Below are 16147 nucleotides of genomic sequence, written 5' to 3' on the forward strand. Positions count from 1 at the left end.
CCATTTGCCGGTCGGTCTTAGTCCTTCTTCTCTGGGACGACCGCCTGGATGCGGCGTTTGTGCAGGTGGGCGCGGTTGCCGCGGGACGAGTACGCCTTGTCCCCGGCGACCGCGTCCGGCCGGGTGCGGGGGCGGCCGACGAGCCCGCGTACCCCTACCTTCTCCAGGACGGGGATGAACTGCGGGCTGTCCGCTGCCTGGCCCGTGGTCAGGATGAACGCCGGCGGCGGCACTTGCGGTCGGCGGCGAGGTGGACCTTGCTGGTCTGCCCGCCCCTGGAGCGTCCCAGGAGGGCGGCCTTCAGCCGGAGTTTCTGCCGACGCCGGATGCGTCTTCGTTCTTCCCGCGCGGGATCGCTTTCGGCCTCCTGCCCGCTTTGTTCGTCGCAGCTGCCCCTTTGACCTGGCTTTCTCTGCCTCGGCGGCGGCTTCCTCCAGGGCGGTGAGGACATCCTCGTCCAGGTGCATCCCGGCAGCGTCGTGGTGGGCCCGTGCGGTGGTGGAGTCGATGCCGACCAGGGACAGATCAACCTCGCCCCGCTTCGCGGCTTCTGCGGTCAGGCCCTCCAGCAGGGCCTCGAAGACGCCTGCGTGACGCCACTGCCGGAAGCGGTTATGAACGGTCGACCAGGCGCCGAGCTCCGTCGGCATCTACCGCCACTGCCCGCCCGTCTTGAACCGCCAGATCACGCCCTCGAACTGCTGCCGCAGTCGTTCGGGGTACGGGCCGTACTCGCCGATCGGCGGGTACGGCTCGATGAACTCCCACTCCGGATCAATCAGTTGCACTCGCGTCACACAAGAAGATCTACCGGTCCAAGACCCGCCGCGGGGCCAAATCCGGCAAGTTGATCACGACTCGATACGCGCCCTAGCGCCGCCGCCGACCACAGACTCGCTCACGACGAGCGCCAGCTTCGCCGCGGTCCGCTGCTCCATCATGTCGCGGGGGGAAAGGTCGAGCCCGTGACCGCGAACCCTGGAAACCACCTTGATCGACATGATGCTCTCTCCTCCGAGGGCGAAGAAGTCGTCGTCGACCCCCACCAACGGTAGGTCGAGAACCTCCGCGAACACCGTGCAGAGGATCTGCTCCACGGGAGTACGCGGGGCGCGATAGGTGCTGTCGAGCGATCCGGGATCGGGGAGGGCCGATCGGTCGAGTTTCCCGTTCGGGGTCATCGGCAATCGATCGAGCTTCACGTACAGCGGCGGCACCATGAATTCCGGCAGGTGCCGGCCCAGGAACTGCCGCAGCTCGCCGCGCCACGCGTCGCGCCGGTCGCCGCCGTTCGCCGTCTCGTCCGCATACGGCTCGCCCACGGGGTCGGAACCGACCACATATGCAACCAACTGCCTGCTACCCACCGACCCGGCGACATCGCGCACCACGACCACAGCGTGAGCTACCGCGGGATGCCGCATGAGAGCCGATTCGATCTCGCCCAACTCGATCCGATACCCGCGGACCTTCTCCTGCGTGTCCACGCGACCGACGAATTCGAGATCTCCTCCGGCGTTCCAACGGACCAGGTCTCCCGTACGATACATCCGCTCGCCCGGTGCTCCGAACGGACAGGCGACGAAACGGCTCGCCGTCATGGCGGGACGCCCCAGATAGCCCCGGGCCAGACCTGCTCCCGCCACGTACAACTCGCCGACGACGCCGACGGGAACCGGCTGGATTCGCTCGTCCAGAACGTACACGCGACTGTTCTGTATCGGAAGACCGATAGACGGCGGGCGGCCGTCGGCCAGATGCGCGCACATGGTCGGCATGACCGTGGTCTCCGTCGGACCGTACGCATTGGCCATCTGCCGATGTGGAGCCCAAGCGGTGACCAGCTCCGGCGAGATCGGTTCACCCGCGACGATGAGACAGGAGACGCTCGGCAGCGAGCCGAGCGGCAGCGCCGCGAGCACGGAAGGCGTCAGCAGGACGTGAGTGACCGCGGCCGCACTGATCGTATCGACCAACGGCTGTCCGGGTTCGAGCCGTTCCTGCGTGTCGACGACGAAGGTGGCCCCGGAGAACAGTGCCATGCACATTTCCCATATCGACGAATCGAAACTCGGCGAGTTGAACTGCAGCACTCTGGACTCCGGCGTGACGCTCAGCCGCTCGATTTGCGCCGCCAGCAGGCTGGCCAGTCCCCGATGAGTGACCGCCACTCCCTTGGGTGTACCGGTCGATCCCGACGTGTAGATGAGGTAAGCGGTGTGTGCCATCGTCAGTGGCACCAGCCGATCGGTGTCCGTCACAGCGGTCGTCGCAGAGTGCGTTAGCGCGGTGATCAGCGCAGGGTCATCCAGCCGCAGGACGGGCGTCGACCGACCAGCCCCGTGTGCGGCCGTCGCGGATTCGCCGATGATGACGTGCGCACCCGAATCCTTCAGCATGAAGTCGATGCGCTCCGCCGGATACGCGGGGTCCACGGGCATGTAGACGCCGCCCGCCTTCGCGACCGCCAGCGCCGCCGTCCAGAGGTCGGGAGAGCGCGTCACCATCACGGCGACGACCACTTCGGTGCGCACACCATGGTCGATCAGGAGACGGGCCAGCCGGTTGGACCGGGCGTCGAGATCGCGATAGCTGATCGTCTCGTCGCGGAACACGATGGCGGGGGCATCCGGACTCGCCATGACACGTCGTCCGAAGAGTTCGGGAATCGTGCCGGGGTTCACCTGCGCGCGCGTCTGATTCACAAGATCGAGCACCTGATGCCGCTCGGCCGGGTCGATGACGTCGACGGAGTTCACGGCCACGGTCGGATCGCCGGCCGCGATCGTGGCCGCGCGCACGAGACACCGCACCAGCCGACGCGCGGTGTCGGCGTCGAACACGTCCGTGGCGTAGACGATGTCCACGCGCAGGCTCGCTCCGTCACGGGGCGAGACGACGATCCGCGCGTCGAACGGCGCGGTCCCCGGCCGCTGCGGAGCGGGTCCCGCCGAACGGCCGCCGCGACCGTCGGCCACACCGTGCCAATCGAACCCCACCTGTGTCAGCGGGTGATGGGCCGTCGGTGGATCGACGACCAGAACTGAGACCACGTCGTCCAGCGCCATACCCCGGTGCTGTCGGGCCGCCTGGGATCGGTCGTGCACCGCGCGGAGCAACTCCCCGAACGAGATGTCGCCGGGCATATCGGCGCGCAGTATCCAGCGGTCATCGCTCGATCCGCCTCTCATGCCCGAAAACGCTTCGGCGCCGCCCACATTCCGTGCGCCGATCGTCACCGTCGTCTGCCCGGTGAGGCGCCGAAGTGTCATCGCCCATGCGGACAGCAGGACGACCGCCGGGGAGACCCCCTGCGCAGCGGCCAGCGCCTCGACTCGACCCCCAACGTCGGCGGTGAGTTCCACGCCGACGACCCCGACGTCGAGGCTCCGATGTGGCGGGCGCGGTCGATTCATCGGCAAGGGCAGGGGCTGAGGCACGTCGGCCAACTCCTTCGCCCAGTAGACGGCGTGCCCGGCAGACCCCTGCTTCGGCGGCACGGGCCCCCGTGCCTCACTGGTGCTCACGACAAAACCAACCCTTCACGCCGCGGCCGCTCCTCGGGCGCGGCCGACTGAGAGGCCACCGGTGGTCAGACTTCACGTCGCGGAGGGCGCGTGAAGGACGGCCTCTGGGAGAAGTAGTTCAGCCGCTCCTGAACATCACGGAAGTTCGCTTGCGTCACTTCGCCGGTGATCGAGAGGAGTAGCTGGTCCGACGACTTCGGGCCGTCCAGATAGCCGTCGAGAGGTCCTGCGACCGCTGCGGGACGATCTCGTGTCTTCGGGCACGTCGGGTCCGCGGACGCCGCATTGTCCCGCATCTTCTGCACGGTCCTGACCGCGTCGGGCGCCCCGGTCAAGGACTTCGTCTGCGTCCCGCCGAGATTGTTCCGCGGAAGGTGCAGGTGCATGTCTCGCCACGAGAAGATGAAGACGCGCAGATCGGCGACGTGACGCCTCAGCCGGGCAACGCCGCTCCCGTCGGGGGCGGTGTCCTCCAGGGCCATGACCTGCTGCGCGAATTGTTCATACAGATCTGTGAACAGGTGGAATCGCATGGCGACGGAATGGCTGCCACTCGTCATCCCCAGATTCTCGCGGATCTGGTGGTAATCGAACGTGCTCAGATTGTCCACGATCGGCGGCAACGACGCCTCGATCGCGGGATACAACGACGCGGCGCCGTCAAGCAGTTCGAGCGCGCGCGCGTGATCCCCGTCGCGCAGCTCCTTGGTCGCCAATTCGAGCCGATCGTTGATCTCCCTGACCAAGAGCTCGGGAATCTGATGCAATGCGCGGAACTGCGTGAAGTAGGTGTCGCCGACCAGACGATGTTCATCAACGGCATGACGCAGATGGGAGGAGGCGAGCGCTGCCTCCAGCGCCTCTGCGGGCTGGGGGTGAACCGCGCGAGCCAGATTCGTGGCCCACACGCGCGCGTCGTGATTCACGACGCGCACGCAGTGAAGAATCGTATACGCGCTGTCGGTGAACGATGCCTCGGAGATGACGGTCCTGGCGTCCAACTCCCCCCGGTCGACGAGCTCGACCAAGGAGCCGTCGAACAACTCGAGCGCCCTCGTGAACTCGGCGAACGCAGGCGTGTCCTGGAGTGGCCATCGCGGCGCGGTCGCCGGCCAGTCGCTGCTGATGCGCAAGGCGTCGCCGCTCAACCGCACCAGCAGCCGATGGAAGCTCCGGGTCCACAGCAGCTTGATCGCACACGCATCGACATCACCCGATGCCAGATCTGCGCTGGCGCGCGTGAGGAGATCGGCCACGTTGTACATGGCGATCTCCGATGACTGATAGAGCCCGATGAGCAACGCCTCGGGTGTGGAGCCCGGTACCGTCATGCTCAAACGAGCCGCCTCGATGGCGCCGATGCTATGCAATTCGTAATAATTCTCCGCTATGACGCCGCGGTCATTCTTGATCATGTCTGACTCCACCAGATCACCTGACATCTGAAATCCTCCTCATAGACGACGAACTGCAACGCACGAGAAGACCGCACTTCGCAGGGTTGAGAGCTGTCTGACGGCACGTCATGCTAGGCGCGCCAGCGCCTCGTCCGCGATATCGCGAAGCGACTGCGGCCTCATATCCGTCCACTCGCGCTCGATGAAAGCGAGGCACGGTTCCCTCCTATCCGACCCGAAGACGAGCTTCCATCCCGTCGGCTTGTCGGCGAAGGCCGGCCATAGTGAGTACTGCCCCTCATTGTTGACCAGGACGAGGAATTGCGCCTCGTTATCTTCGAACGGATTGCTGCTCATCGTCTACCCCCTACCATCGCTGATCCTCTCGGCCAAGAACGACAGAACGGCCGCTTTCGCACCTGGATCGAGCACCAAGCCGTCTCGATCCGTCGAGATCTCGACGACTTCCTCCGAGCGGCTTCCCAGCCAATCCGCTACCGGATGCGACTTCGAAATCAATTGGAGTACATCCCCACCCCAATGAGGCCACTGAGCATTATGAGCGGCAATCAGATAGACCAGCCAGTCGGAGAACCAATCAGCGAAGATTTCGACATCCCTGGCGATGCCGGGGACCCCTCCGTCGGGGCGCTGTTGCGCACCGATCGACGTCATCGAGTCGTGGATCTCCTGGGCGATCTCGCGAGGCTGAGCGAGCAGTTCGTCATCGGAGAGTGCCCGCGTCACATCGTCGGCGACGTCGGCGCCCACCATCTGAGCGATACGTCGCAGGGCTATCTCCCATTGCTCTCGGATCGCCTCGCCCGTCGACGGCTCACCGTCCAGGACCACGAGGGGCACGTCGTAGTGAGGTGACGAAAGCCTCGCCGCCACTTCCTGCGCGATCGACCCGGCCATGCAGTAGGTGACGACCGCCGCCACCTCGGAGCCCGCGTAGGTGTGCGGTTCGATGAGCGCGGACGCGTAGCCTGCGGCGTCGAAAGCGCGGACGTAGGGCGGTCGCAGGATCTCGACCACCCGGAACCCGTGGTCCTCCAAGCGAAGCGCGGTCAACGGCGGCTCGGACCTCAAGCCCACGTAGTCGACGACGAGGATGGTCCGTCGAGCGGTGAGCGTGCGTTCCTGATCGTCGTGCATCGACGTCACCGAGGGCCCTTCGCGTCGCTGACGAGCCGGGTCAACGCAGTGATGTAGGCACTCGTCATCGCCTCTAGGTCCTCGTTCGTCCACCAGTGAGCGCTGGCCGAGCCTTCCACCCGCATCGCACCGCGGCTTGCCTCGTGAACGACTTCGATCAGGAGGGGCAGACTCGTCGCGTCCACAATGCGTGATTCATCGATCCAGACCTCCGGGCGCTTCTCGAACTCGACGTAATTAAAGGCGCCGTCAAAAAGCGCATGCCCGGCCATTTCCCTGATCTTCAGATACGGGAAGTTCCCGAAGGTGGTGATCTGGCGTTCGGCCTCGAAGACCCGCCGCACCAGTTCCGCACCCGTGGCGTTTACACGGCAGTGCAGCGGAAGCAGGTTCAGGAAGAGTCCCACCATCCGCTCCGTCCCGAGCACGGGTGGGCGCCCGTTGATGACCACCCCCGTCGACGGGGCATCCAAACCATGGACCTCACCCCACGCCACGAGGTGGGCGGCCAGTGCGAAGCTCTTGACGGGAAGTCCCGTATGCGCCGCGGCGCGCACGAGGTCGGTTACAACCTCAGAGTCGACGTCAGCATGAGTACGCACCGTTGCGCCGCCGACGGGCCGCGGGCGTGCCCGGGGCAGGGACTCGGCATAGGCCGACCAGAACTTTTGGGCATCGGGCGAGGTCAGGGCCTCCCGCTCGCGTCGGACCAGCTCATCCATGCCGGCCACGGCGGGCGGCAGATCCGGGACCGCTCCCCGCAGTATCGACGCATAGCTGGACATGAGCTCCGAGGCGAACACCGTCTCGCTCCAGCCATCCATGATGGCGTGGTGGAATCCGTAAGTGAGCCAGAACGAGCTGTCATCCGGCACTGAGACGCAGACTCGGAGAAGCGGCGCTGTGGTCAACGCGAATTCCTGGCCGGCGCACGCGACGTCATCGTTGAGATCCACTTCGTGCTGGCCGGTCCGTGCGTCGTGCACGTGGACGGGGATCGTCGTCGACGCCTCCGTTACACGCATCACCTCGTCGTAGTCGGTCAGATTGAATCCGGTCCGCAAAGTTTCGTGCCGGGCCGTGAGGATGTCGAGCGCGGAGCGCAGAGCGGTCTCATCAAACGGAAGCCGGACGCGATGGGACACCACGTCCAGGTACACAGCGCCCGGCCGCAGTTCGGACTCGAAGAGGAGGCCCTGCTGCAATAGGCTGGCCGGACCGATCTGCGGTCCCTCCACCACCGGCTCGGCCGCAATGCCCGGTGCCGAGAAGGCCGAATCTCCGTCGGGTGCATCCTCGACTGCTGACACCACCTGGCTGAGCTCCCTGATCGTCGGGCTTTCGAGCATGCCGACGAGGGTGACGACGATCCCGTGCGACTCAGCACCGACGACGGCTCTAACTGCGAGCATGGAGTTACCGCCCAGAGCGAAAAAGTTGTCGTCGAGCCCGATAGACTCCGTCTCGAGAACGTCCGCCCATACCTGAGACAGGACACGCTGAATGTCCGTCAAACTGAGGTCGAGGGCGCCATTGGATTCAGGGTTCATATCCATCCTTCGTCACTGCATCCGCAAGGGAAGCTTCGAATACCCACTCAGCAGGTTCGAGTAAATGGGGAGCGGTTCGCCGGCCAGTTCCAGCTCGCGCACTTCCTCTCGCATCGTCCGCAGCAGGGCCGCCACCTCGATCTTCGCCAGATAGGCGCCGATACAGAAGTGCGGACCGTGGGACAACGTCACGTGGCGGTTGGGCGCCCGCGTCACGTCAAAGCTCGCGGGATCGCTGAACTCGGCCTCATCGAAATTAGCTGATGAAAGCCAGGCGATGATGAGGTCGCCTTCAGCGATCTCACGTGCACCCAGCGTCACCGACGCGCTGGCCGTGCGTCCCACGTGCATGACCGGTGTGCTCCACCTGAGCACTTCGTTGACTCCCGCGTCGATGGGCGTCCCTGACTTCAACAGCGTCCATTGATCGGGACGACGGACGAGCTCCAGAACCCCACTGATCATCGCGAGTCGCGTCGTCTCATCTCCTCCGAGGATCAGGCTGTAGCAGTTGTAGATGATCTCCTCAGCCCGCAGATTCTGGCCGTCGATGGTCCCGTCGATAAGCACATCCATCAGCGGAGACCTTGAGGACGACGGCTGACGAGAGCACTCGGCGACGAAGCGGGTGAAGTAGAGCAGGATTTCACTCTTGGAACGCATGGTTTCCTCGGCCGTGTGCTCCTCGGTATCCGAGCTAAGGGCCGAACTCGCGTGGCGCAGAATAAACGCCCGGTCCGATGCTGGAATGCCGAAGAGATCACAGATGGCCATGAGCGGGATATGAGCCGCCACGTCATGCGCAAACTCGCACGACCCGTCGGCGACCGCGCGACGGATCAGGTCGCGGGTGTTGGCCCGGACACGGTCGGCCGTGTGACTCAACGCCTGGGGCGTGAGGGCCCTCCAAAGCAGCTTGCGAATCGCGGCATGGCGCGGACCGTCCGAGACCGCGAGCATCTGCTGGGCCGCCGTATCACCACCCGCGAGCAGCGTGTTCAGCACGTTACCCCGGCCGGACACGAAAACATCGGCCGATCTGCACACCTGCACGACATCGGTGTATCTGGTCACGTTCCAGAATCCCGGAACGCCATCGCGGGCGGGCTGCCACGCCACCGGGTCATGCCTCCGGAGCTGGCGAAGGTGATCGTGCGCGGCTGTACCCGCGTGGAATGCGGGATCGGCGAGGTACGGTGTCGACTCTACGGGCGTGGTGAAGGTCATGTCGCTCCCGCCATATCTGCATGGCTATTCACATATCCACCAATTCCCGCGCTGTCACGGCGGATTCGGTGCCATCCATATCAAGTCGATAAACGACGTGGTCGAGGAGCCTGTCCACCTGCTTCAGCATCTCTTCGTGGGTATTCGAGTACCCAGAGATGACATCGAGCGGATTGGTCATTACGTCCAGGTCCAATGGATCGCCCTTCTGGTAGTAGGGCGTGTATTTCGAGACGCCGTCGAGACCAGTGACCGTGGCCGCATGGGCGTTCGCCACCAATCGGGCCAACCTCCGCGGGGCCGGCGTGTTGTATTGCCAATAGACCCCGGGAGGGGGACGGAACATCGACGGCGCCGGATCCGCTCCTAGCGCGATGGTCCCCGCGATCTCGATCGGCGATGGGACGCCGGCGCGTCGCGCGAGCTCGTGGATGTGGCCGCCGAGCCGACCGTTGATCTCGATGATGCGAGGTCCGTCAGGTGTCAACTTGATCTCGGTATGCGTCACGCCCCGACGCACGTCCAATGCGGTAAGGCCAGCGGTTGCGAGGTTCAATGACGCGCGCCGGATGTCCTCGTCCAGCAAGGCGGGCCAGAACTGTCCGACCTCTCGGAACGGCGCCGCGAGGGCGAACTTGCCGGTCACCGCCAGATGGGTGATTCGCCCGTCCACGACGGCACTCTCGATCGAGATGTAGTCCCCAATCCCGGCGGGCATGCGACGACCGACCAGCAGCTCTTCGATGACCAGCCCCGCCGGGAGATACCTATCGAGGAGCGCGTCGACGAGCTGCACACCCCGGTCCGGGTGGCTGATCACATGCGTATCCCGACTCGCACCACCCCGGGCTGGCTTCAGGATGACCGGAGCGTCGAATTCTGCCATCGCCGCGGCGACGTCAGCGCGGTTCTGAATGCGATGGGTCACGGTCGCGTCCACACCGCGTTCGCGTAGGCGCAGCCGCTGTAGATACTTGTCCTTGAGGCATCCCAAGGTCGGTTCCTGATGGTAGGAAAGGCCCAGGTGCCTCGCGAGCTCGGCGGTGGGTTCCACCATATCCTCGCTGAACGTCACGATGCCCGCGGGTGTGAACCTCCGCAAGCGATCAGCGGACAGGCTCGCCGAGGACCCGAGAACCACCGACTCGCCGAGCCGCTCCACCACGTTGAGGGCCCGCTCACCATGTTCCGACGGGGCCATGGCGAATACAGGCTGCGCAATGGCGGACAGCCCCACGTAAGCCTCGAGTGGGTTTACTGCGCCCTTGTCGTAGACGACGATCAGTTTCTTCATGCGTCTGCGGTCTCCAGAGCGCTCACGAATGCGCCAAAATTGCTGTTCTTGAGCAGCAGCTTCACCGGCACCTTGCAGCCGAGGAGGGCACTGAGGCGTGCGCAGAGGCGCAGCGCCTTCAGGCTGGTGCCGCCCGTCTGGAAGAAGTTGTCAGTCTCCGCCGGGACGGCTCCCTTCAGGATCTCCGCCCATGCGGTAGCTGCGTGTTCCCGGGTGCGGCTGACGGTTTCGTCGCTCAACGTGTCTCCCTCGAGAGGGCAACCGGAAGGCGGTTGATACCCCACATGAAATTGGATCTCATACGCTCCACCGAGCCGGTGATCTCCATATGCCCCACCCGTTCCGCCAGCACCTGCAGCAGCACCTTCAGCTCGACCCGTGCCAGAGGCGCCCCCAGGCAGAAATGCGGCCCTATCCCGAACGTGAGATGCCGGTTGGGTGTACGCCCGAGGTCAAATCGGTCCGGGTCGGGGAAGACGCTCTCGTCGCGATTTGCCGAGGCGTTCCACAGCACCACGGCCTCGCCGGCACGAACGTGGTGCCCGCCGAGCTCCACGTCCTGCGTGGCGACGCGCATGACGTGCAGGGCCGGACTGGTGTAGCGGAGCACTTCGTCGACTGCGGACTCGATGTCGACCTCGCCCGCCTTCAGGCGCTGCCACTCCCCTGGGTTCTCGATGAGCGCGATCAGCCCGGCGGACGAGCCATGCCGGGTCGTCTCATTCGCGCCGGTGACAAGTCCGTCACAATTGAGCAGGACTTCCTCGTTGGTGAGGTTGCGTCCGCCCATGTCGCCCCGGATCAGCGCGCTGACCACATCGTCGCCGGGGTTGCGTCGGCGCTCTTCCACGAGATCCATGTAGTAGAGGAAGATCTCCGCGTGGGCTTCGGTCTTCCGTAGCTGGTCCATAGGGCACCCGCTGGAGGTACCTACAGATGCACCGAACGCCTGGCTGGTCAGCTCGATCATCGTCGAACGTTCCGCCTGCGGCACGTTCATGATGTCGCAGATGATCGCCGCGGGCAGGACTGCGGCGATCTCCTCGACGAAGTCGACACTGTCTTTCTCCAGCGCCTGCTCCACCAGCGGCTCGATCACCCGGCGCATGGATTCCTCGAGCGTGGCCACCACCCGCGGCACGAATGCCGCGTTCATCAGCTTGCGCAGGCGAGGATGGACGGGTGGGTCGCTGACAATCAGCATCTTGCCGGCCGCAGCCTTAACCGCGGCTGGGTCGGAGTCGACCCGCATGCCCAGCTCGGAAGTGAAGGCAGTGGTGTTGCGGTAGACCTGGAGGGCTGGCTCGTAAGACATGACGGACCAGAATCCCGGGCCGGGTGGGTGCTCGGTCCAGACGACAGGTGTCGTGGCACGTAGTTGCGCCCAGACGGCGATCGGATCGCCGGACTCGTAAAGGCCGGGGTCCGCGACGTCGATGATGTCGGACACAGCTCAGACTCTCTTCCGGACAGCGAAGGCCTCGTAGATTTCGGTGCCGCCCAACAGCGGGTCCTGCTCGAGAGCGACCGCGAACCCGTGCTTCCGCAGCAGCGAGGTGAACTTTTCGAGCGCACCGTCGATGTCGTGGACTTCGGCGACGACTTGGCGAACCTTCGGCCAGTCCTCGTCCGCCAGGCCGCGTAGAACCTCCAGCTCACTCTTCTCTACGTCGATCTTCAGGAGATCAATCGAAGTAATGCCGCGCTCGGCGATCACCTCGGACAGGGTTCGCACCGGACATTCGACGGCCTGCGTCGCATGCCGACCGCTGACCATGTCGTCGACGTCCTCATCGTCGAGCCCGCTGCGCATCAGGAATGTGCGCATCAGGGCCGACTCGGCCTCCGGGTCGGCGTGGAAGCCCGACATCGAAGTCGAATCCGGGTAATAGGTCAAAATGGCGGCACCCGAATGATCGGAGAGCGCGCAGGGCGTCGCATGCCCCTTGATGCCGTGCAGGGAAAAGTTCTCCTTCAGCGCCGCATACGGAATGGGCGCCGGCTCGAAGGCATGAAAAGTCAGCCCCTGGCATTCCAGATGCAGAAACAACGAGGCCATGCCAATATTTGCGCCGACATCGACCACCGTATCCCCAGGGCGGAGCGATATTTCGTGCTGCATATAGCAGCGTTCGGCAAATATGTCTCGGTACAGGAGGGCGGTCTCCCCTGCATTGACATGGCTCACCGTCAGCCCGTTAGGGAGTTTCATTGCTTGCATTACCGCGACCCTTCTAGGGAAATACCCTGGACTAGCAAACCCATTAGGCCACGGAAGAACCAAGTGCTTCTCGAAGACTCAGCGGCCTCATGTCCGTCCAGACGGCATCCACATGAAGCATGCAATCCTCTTCTGTGCCGGTATATCCAGCATCCTGCCATCCCATGGGAACCGGCAGTTCAGCGGGGTGCAGCCCGTACTGTTGCTCCGAGTTGACGAGAACGGTCCAGGTCAGAGTGATGGCGTCGGCCATGAGTCGCTCCAGTGACTGAGGGCAGGAACATATGGATCCAAAGTGGTCTCCAGTGGGCGTCGGTGGCCGCTATCGCAGCGAAGCCGAGCTCGACGAGAACGCACTGCAATCACTTTCACCGGAAGCGGGAGTGACACATGCCTGGCCCCGACGCATCTGAGCCAAACGCTATGAGCAAGTCGCCAGAAAATCCACTCTTGATCTTGCTCAGCAAGCATGATCTACTGCAAATCGATCCAGCACTCATGCCGCTAGGGCGGCCACCGAAGTACGTATGAACTACGCACCTTGCACGCTCCGTCGCGAAGGTGAGGGGATTTACCCCCGAATGTCTCTCGCGCGCGAGACGCACAGTTGAGCGCTCATGAAAAGGTTCCCTTCACTCAGTGACGGAAGTGGGTTTCAGGCAATGACTGCACGGCAGAGTGTCGCCGATATCACAGCGTACGGCTCCGAACGAACAACAGCCGGAGCTTCCTTCGATCCCGCAGCAGCAATTGCCGTACACGCTGACAGAACGCCTGGAACCGTGGCTGTGCGTGCGTATGACGGCACCTACACGTTCGGGGAGCTGAACGAGCGGGCGGACGCGATCGCCGCCGAACTGCTGCGCTTGGGCGTAGGCCCGGAGGCGGCCGTGGGGGCGCATCTCGACCGGTCCCGCGATCTGGTGGCCGCGCTCATCGGCACTTGGCGCGCCGGCGCCGCATTCGTAGCGCTCGACCCGGGCCATCCAGACGTCAGACTGTCCACCCTGGTCCAGGACTCCGGCGTCGCAGCGGTCGTGTCCCGCAGTAAGGCTGCATTCGTGGCCAGCCAGATCGCACACATCGACCCGGCAGTCGCCAGCGCATCGCCGTCAGCCGTTCCTTCCGGCCCGCTGTCCCCTCATTCCATGGCCTACATCGTCTACACCTCGGGCACGACCGGCGCTCCCAAGGGTGTCTGTATCACCTACGGAAACATCACGAATCTACTCACTGCCGTCGACACCCTTGCGCCGGACGAAGGCCTCGAGGGCGGCAACGTACTGGCCCCCTCCTTCGACGGCTGGCTCTGGTCCACGCTCATCCCTCTGGTGAACGGGCGGGGCGTTGTGCTCTCGGACCCACGGGACGAGGACGGCTCGCTCCTTCGTGGCGAGGTAGCCTTCATAACGGCCACCCCCTCACTTCTCGCCGTCAACGATCCGCCAGCACCGGAAGCGGACCTGCGGGTCGTGGTCTCTGCGGGTGAGGCCTGCGCGCCGGACCTCGCGGCCCGCTGGGCGAGCGGACGGCGGTTCATCAACGCCTACGGACCGACCGAGACAACGATCTGCGCGACATGGGCGGATACCGACGCTGGAGACGACCCGTCCACCATCGGCCGGCCTCTGCCCAACTACCGCGTTCAGGTCCTGGACGAACGGCTGCGTCCGGTTGCGCCTGGGAAGGTCGGTGAACTGTTCATCTCAGGTGCCGGTGTAGGGCGCGGCTACCTGAATCGGCCTGGCCTCACAGCCGCGCGCTTCTCTCCCGACCCATCCGGAGATGGCGAGCGGATGTACCGCACTGGCGACCTCGTGCGCAGCCGTCCCGACGGAGCACTCGAATACGTCGGGCGGGCCGACAGCCAGCTCAAGATACGGGGTTTTCGCGTGGAGCCCGGCGAGGTTGAGAGTGCCGCGCGAGCATTGCCCGATGTGCGGACCGCCGTGGCCTTCCCCGCGTCTGTGGCCAGTGGCTCCGTGCTTGCCTTGGCTGTGGTCCCCGAGGCCGGTCGGGTGCTGGAGCCCGAAGCGGTACTGGATGCACTTCGGGTAGAACTACCCGAACATCTGGTGCCGTCTCGGATCCTGCGTCTGGACCGCATACCCCAGACCGTCGCAGGCAAGGCCGATGTGACCCAGCTGGCGAGGCTGGTCCAGGAAGCCGACCAGACGACGCCAGCATCTGGCCTCGATACTCCGACACAGGAACTCGTTGCCGAGGTCTGGGCCGCCGCGCTTGAGGTGCCGGTCGAAAGCGCTGACGCGGACTTCTTTGAGCTCGGAGGTCATTCACTGATCGCCACGCGCGTAGTCGCCATGCTCCGCGTCCGCCTTGGCGTGCGCCTTACGATGCGCCAGCTGTTCGCCTCCCGAACCGTCAGAGCGCTGGCAGCCGAGATCGACGAACTGGTCGCCACCCAGCCGGCCGACGCCTGATCCTCCGCCGACACTCCAACCTCAGCCCAGGAGCCTCTTATCTCAACTCGCCACACGAGCCCCTCCGGCTCTTCGCCGACCGTGTCGACTGCAGGCACCAGGAGCGCGGCACGACTGCCGGGTTCCTACTTGCTGTGGCTAACCGGCATTCTGGCGTCGCTTGCCGGGGACGCGGTCTTCTACTTCGCGATCGGCTGGGCAGCAAGCGCGAATGGCGGTGCGGTCGCAGGACTGGCCCTGAGCGCCATCACCCTGCCAAGGGTACTGCTGCTCCTCATCGGTGGTGCCGTCAGCGACCGGTTCAGCGCGCGTCGCGTCCTGATCGCAGGTGACGCCGCGATGCTGGCCTTCTCCCTCATCCTGGCTGCTGTCGCCTATAACCTCGGGGCCTCACCCGCCGTGCTCATCGTGGCCGGCATTGTGGTCGGCGTCGCCGACGCGTTCTACCTTCCTGCCTCCGGATCCATGCCCCGCCGCCTGGTTAGCAAGGAGCAGCTGCCCCGTGCGCTCTCCTTGCGCCAAGTAGGCGGTCAGGTTGTCAACATGGGAGGCGGGCCGCTGGGTGGCATACTGGTAGGCCTAGCCGGGCTGGCGGGGGCGGCCCTGGTGAACGCCGTCACCTTCGCGCTCGTCCTGGTGGTACTGATCGTGATCCGGCCTCAGCACGAGCCACCCCCCGCGCCGAGGAGCGGCAATCTGGTCAAGGACGCCTGGGACGGTGTGAGCGTCGCCTTCGCCCATCCGGTTCTGCGTCCGGGGCTGCTGATGACCGGTGCTGCAGCGGGCTTCCTATTGCCGGTCCTTCCCCTGTTGCTCCCGCTCCTAGCGCGAGAGCAGCACTGGGACGCGAGTACCGTTGGCCTGGCGATCGGGGCGCAAGGGGTCGGCATGATAGCAGTCACGCTCTTGGTCCTGCGCCGCGGAGCGCTGGGCCGACCCGGGCTCCTAGCCGCATGCGGTCTCATCGTGGCCGGTGCCAGTGTCCTGGGCATTGCGCTCTCACCCGGCGCCGGAGCTGTACTTGTTGCCAGCTTCGGTGTCGGCATCGGCAACGGCCTTTTCGCCGCACACATCATGCCCCTGGTCCTCGCGGTGACACCTAACAGTCACCTTTCACGCATCCAGGCGGTGCTCGTTCTCGTCCAGAGTCTCGCCCTGCTGCTCATGATCAATGTGCTGGGCAACCTCGCCGAATTCAGCAGTGCGGTAACCGCCCTCACCGTCTGCGCTGCTGTGACCGTCGCTGTCGGGCTGCTGGGACTGGCCTCGGGCCCGCTTCGCAACAACCGCACGGGGCTGGATTCGGCCCCGGCCTGAGCCACGCTGCACCGC

13 protein-coding genes and 1 pseudogene are annotated in these 16147 nt (G+C 64.9%); 2 read left to right on the forward strand and 12 right to left on the reverse strand.

The genetic code is table 11. The features are described 5' to 3' along the window. Positions 1 to 20: 20 nt before the first annotated feature. From J7E94_RS26265 to J7E94_RS26325, 12 genes and pseudogenes are all read right to left on the reverse strand, one after another. Positions 21 to 797, reverse strand: a pseudogene (locus tag J7E94_RS26265) (transposase); the annotation flags it as partial. A 54-nt stretch (positions 798 to 851) separates the two neighbouring features. After that, complete coding sequence (locus J7E94_RS26275) at positions 852 to 3527, reverse strand: non-ribosomal peptide synthetase (RefSeq protein ID WP_215019282.1); 2676 nt, start codon at positions 3525 to 3527, stop codon at positions 852 to 854. Between the two features lie 65 nt (positions 3528 to 3592). Further along, entirely contained in the window at positions 3593 to 4942 is a 1350-nt protein-coding gene (locus tag J7E94_RS26280) for a hypothetical protein (RefSeq protein ID WP_215019283.1), read from the reverse strand. A 108-nt stretch (positions 4943 to 5050) separates the two neighbouring features. Beyond that, positions 5051 to 5281 (reverse strand): MbtH family protein, encoded by a 231-nt coding sequence (locus J7E94_RS26285; protein WP_215019284.1) that lies wholly within the window; start codon positions 5279 to 5281, stop codon positions 5051 to 5053. Between the two features lie 3 nt (positions 5282 to 5284). After that, entirely contained in the window at positions 5285 to 6091 is an 807-nt protein-coding gene (locus J7E94_RS26290; protein WP_215019285.1) for a hypothetical protein, read from the reverse strand. After that, a complete protein-coding gene (locus J7E94_RS26295; protein ID WP_215019286.1) occupies positions 6088 to 7632 on the reverse strand; it encodes a condensation domain-containing protein in 1545 nt (514 codons plus the stop codon). The genes J7E94_RS26290 and J7E94_RS26295 overlap by 4 nt, the downstream gene beginning before the upstream one ends. Positions 7633 to 7644: 12 nt before the next feature. Then, entirely contained in the window at positions 7645 to 8859 is a 1215-nt protein-coding gene (locus J7E94_RS26300; protein ID WP_215019287.1) for a cytochrome P450, read from the reverse strand. Between the two features lie 28 nt (positions 8860 to 8887). Further along, positions 8888 to 10153 (reverse strand): acetyl-CoA carboxylase biotin carboxylase subunit family protein, encoded by a 1266-nt coding sequence (locus J7E94_RS26305; protein WP_215019288.1) that lies wholly within the window; start codon positions 10151 to 10153, stop codon positions 8888 to 8890. Beyond that, positions 10150 to 10392, reverse strand: coding sequence for a phosphopantetheine-binding protein (locus J7E94_RS26310; RefSeq protein ID WP_215019289.1), 243 nt, complete (start codon positions 10390 to 10392; stop codon positions 10150 to 10152). Before J7E94_RS26310 ends, J7E94_RS26305 begins: the two co-directional genes overlap by 4 nt. Continuing rightward, positions 10389 to 11603, reverse strand: coding sequence for a cytochrome P450 (locus J7E94_RS26315; protein ID WP_308345465.1), 1215 nt, complete (start codon positions 11601 to 11603; stop codon positions 10389 to 10391). Before J7E94_RS26315 ends, J7E94_RS26310 begins: the two co-directional genes overlap by 4 nt. A gap of 3 nt (positions 11604 to 11606) precedes the next feature. Then, positions 11607 to 12374, reverse strand: coding sequence for an FkbM family methyltransferase (locus J7E94_RS26320; protein WP_215019290.1), 768 nt, complete (start codon positions 12372 to 12374; stop codon positions 11607 to 11609). 43 nt (positions 12375 to 12417) lie between these two features. Next, positions 12418 to 12627, reverse strand: a complete 210-nt coding sequence (locus tag J7E94_RS26325; protein ID WP_215019291.1) for an MbtH family NRPS accessory protein — start codon at positions 12625 to 12627, stop codon at positions 12418 to 12420. Positions 12628 to 13036: 409 nt separating this feature from the next. On the opposite strand from J7E94_RS26325, the gene J7E94_RS26330 reads away from it, so the two are divergent. Further along, positions 13037 to 14815, forward strand: a complete 1779-nt coding sequence (locus J7E94_RS26330; RefSeq protein ID WP_251057248.1) for a non-ribosomal peptide synthetase — start codon at positions 13037 to 13039, stop codon at positions 14813 to 14815. 129 nt (positions 14816 to 14944) lie between these two features. Then, the gene (locus J7E94_RS26335; RefSeq protein ID WP_251057249.1) at positions 14945 to 16132 is read left to right on the forward strand and encodes an MFS transporter; all 1188 of its coding nucleotides are present in this window, start codon (positions 14945 to 14947) and stop codon (positions 16130 to 16132) included. The last annotated feature ends 15 nt before the right edge of the window (positions 16133 to 16147 follow it).

The sequence above is a fragment of the Streptomyces sp. ISL-94 genome (genome assembly GCF_018614075.1).
In the GTDB taxonomy this organism is placed as follows: Bacteria; Actinomycetota; Actinomycetes; order Streptomycetales; family Streptomycetaceae; genus Streptomyces.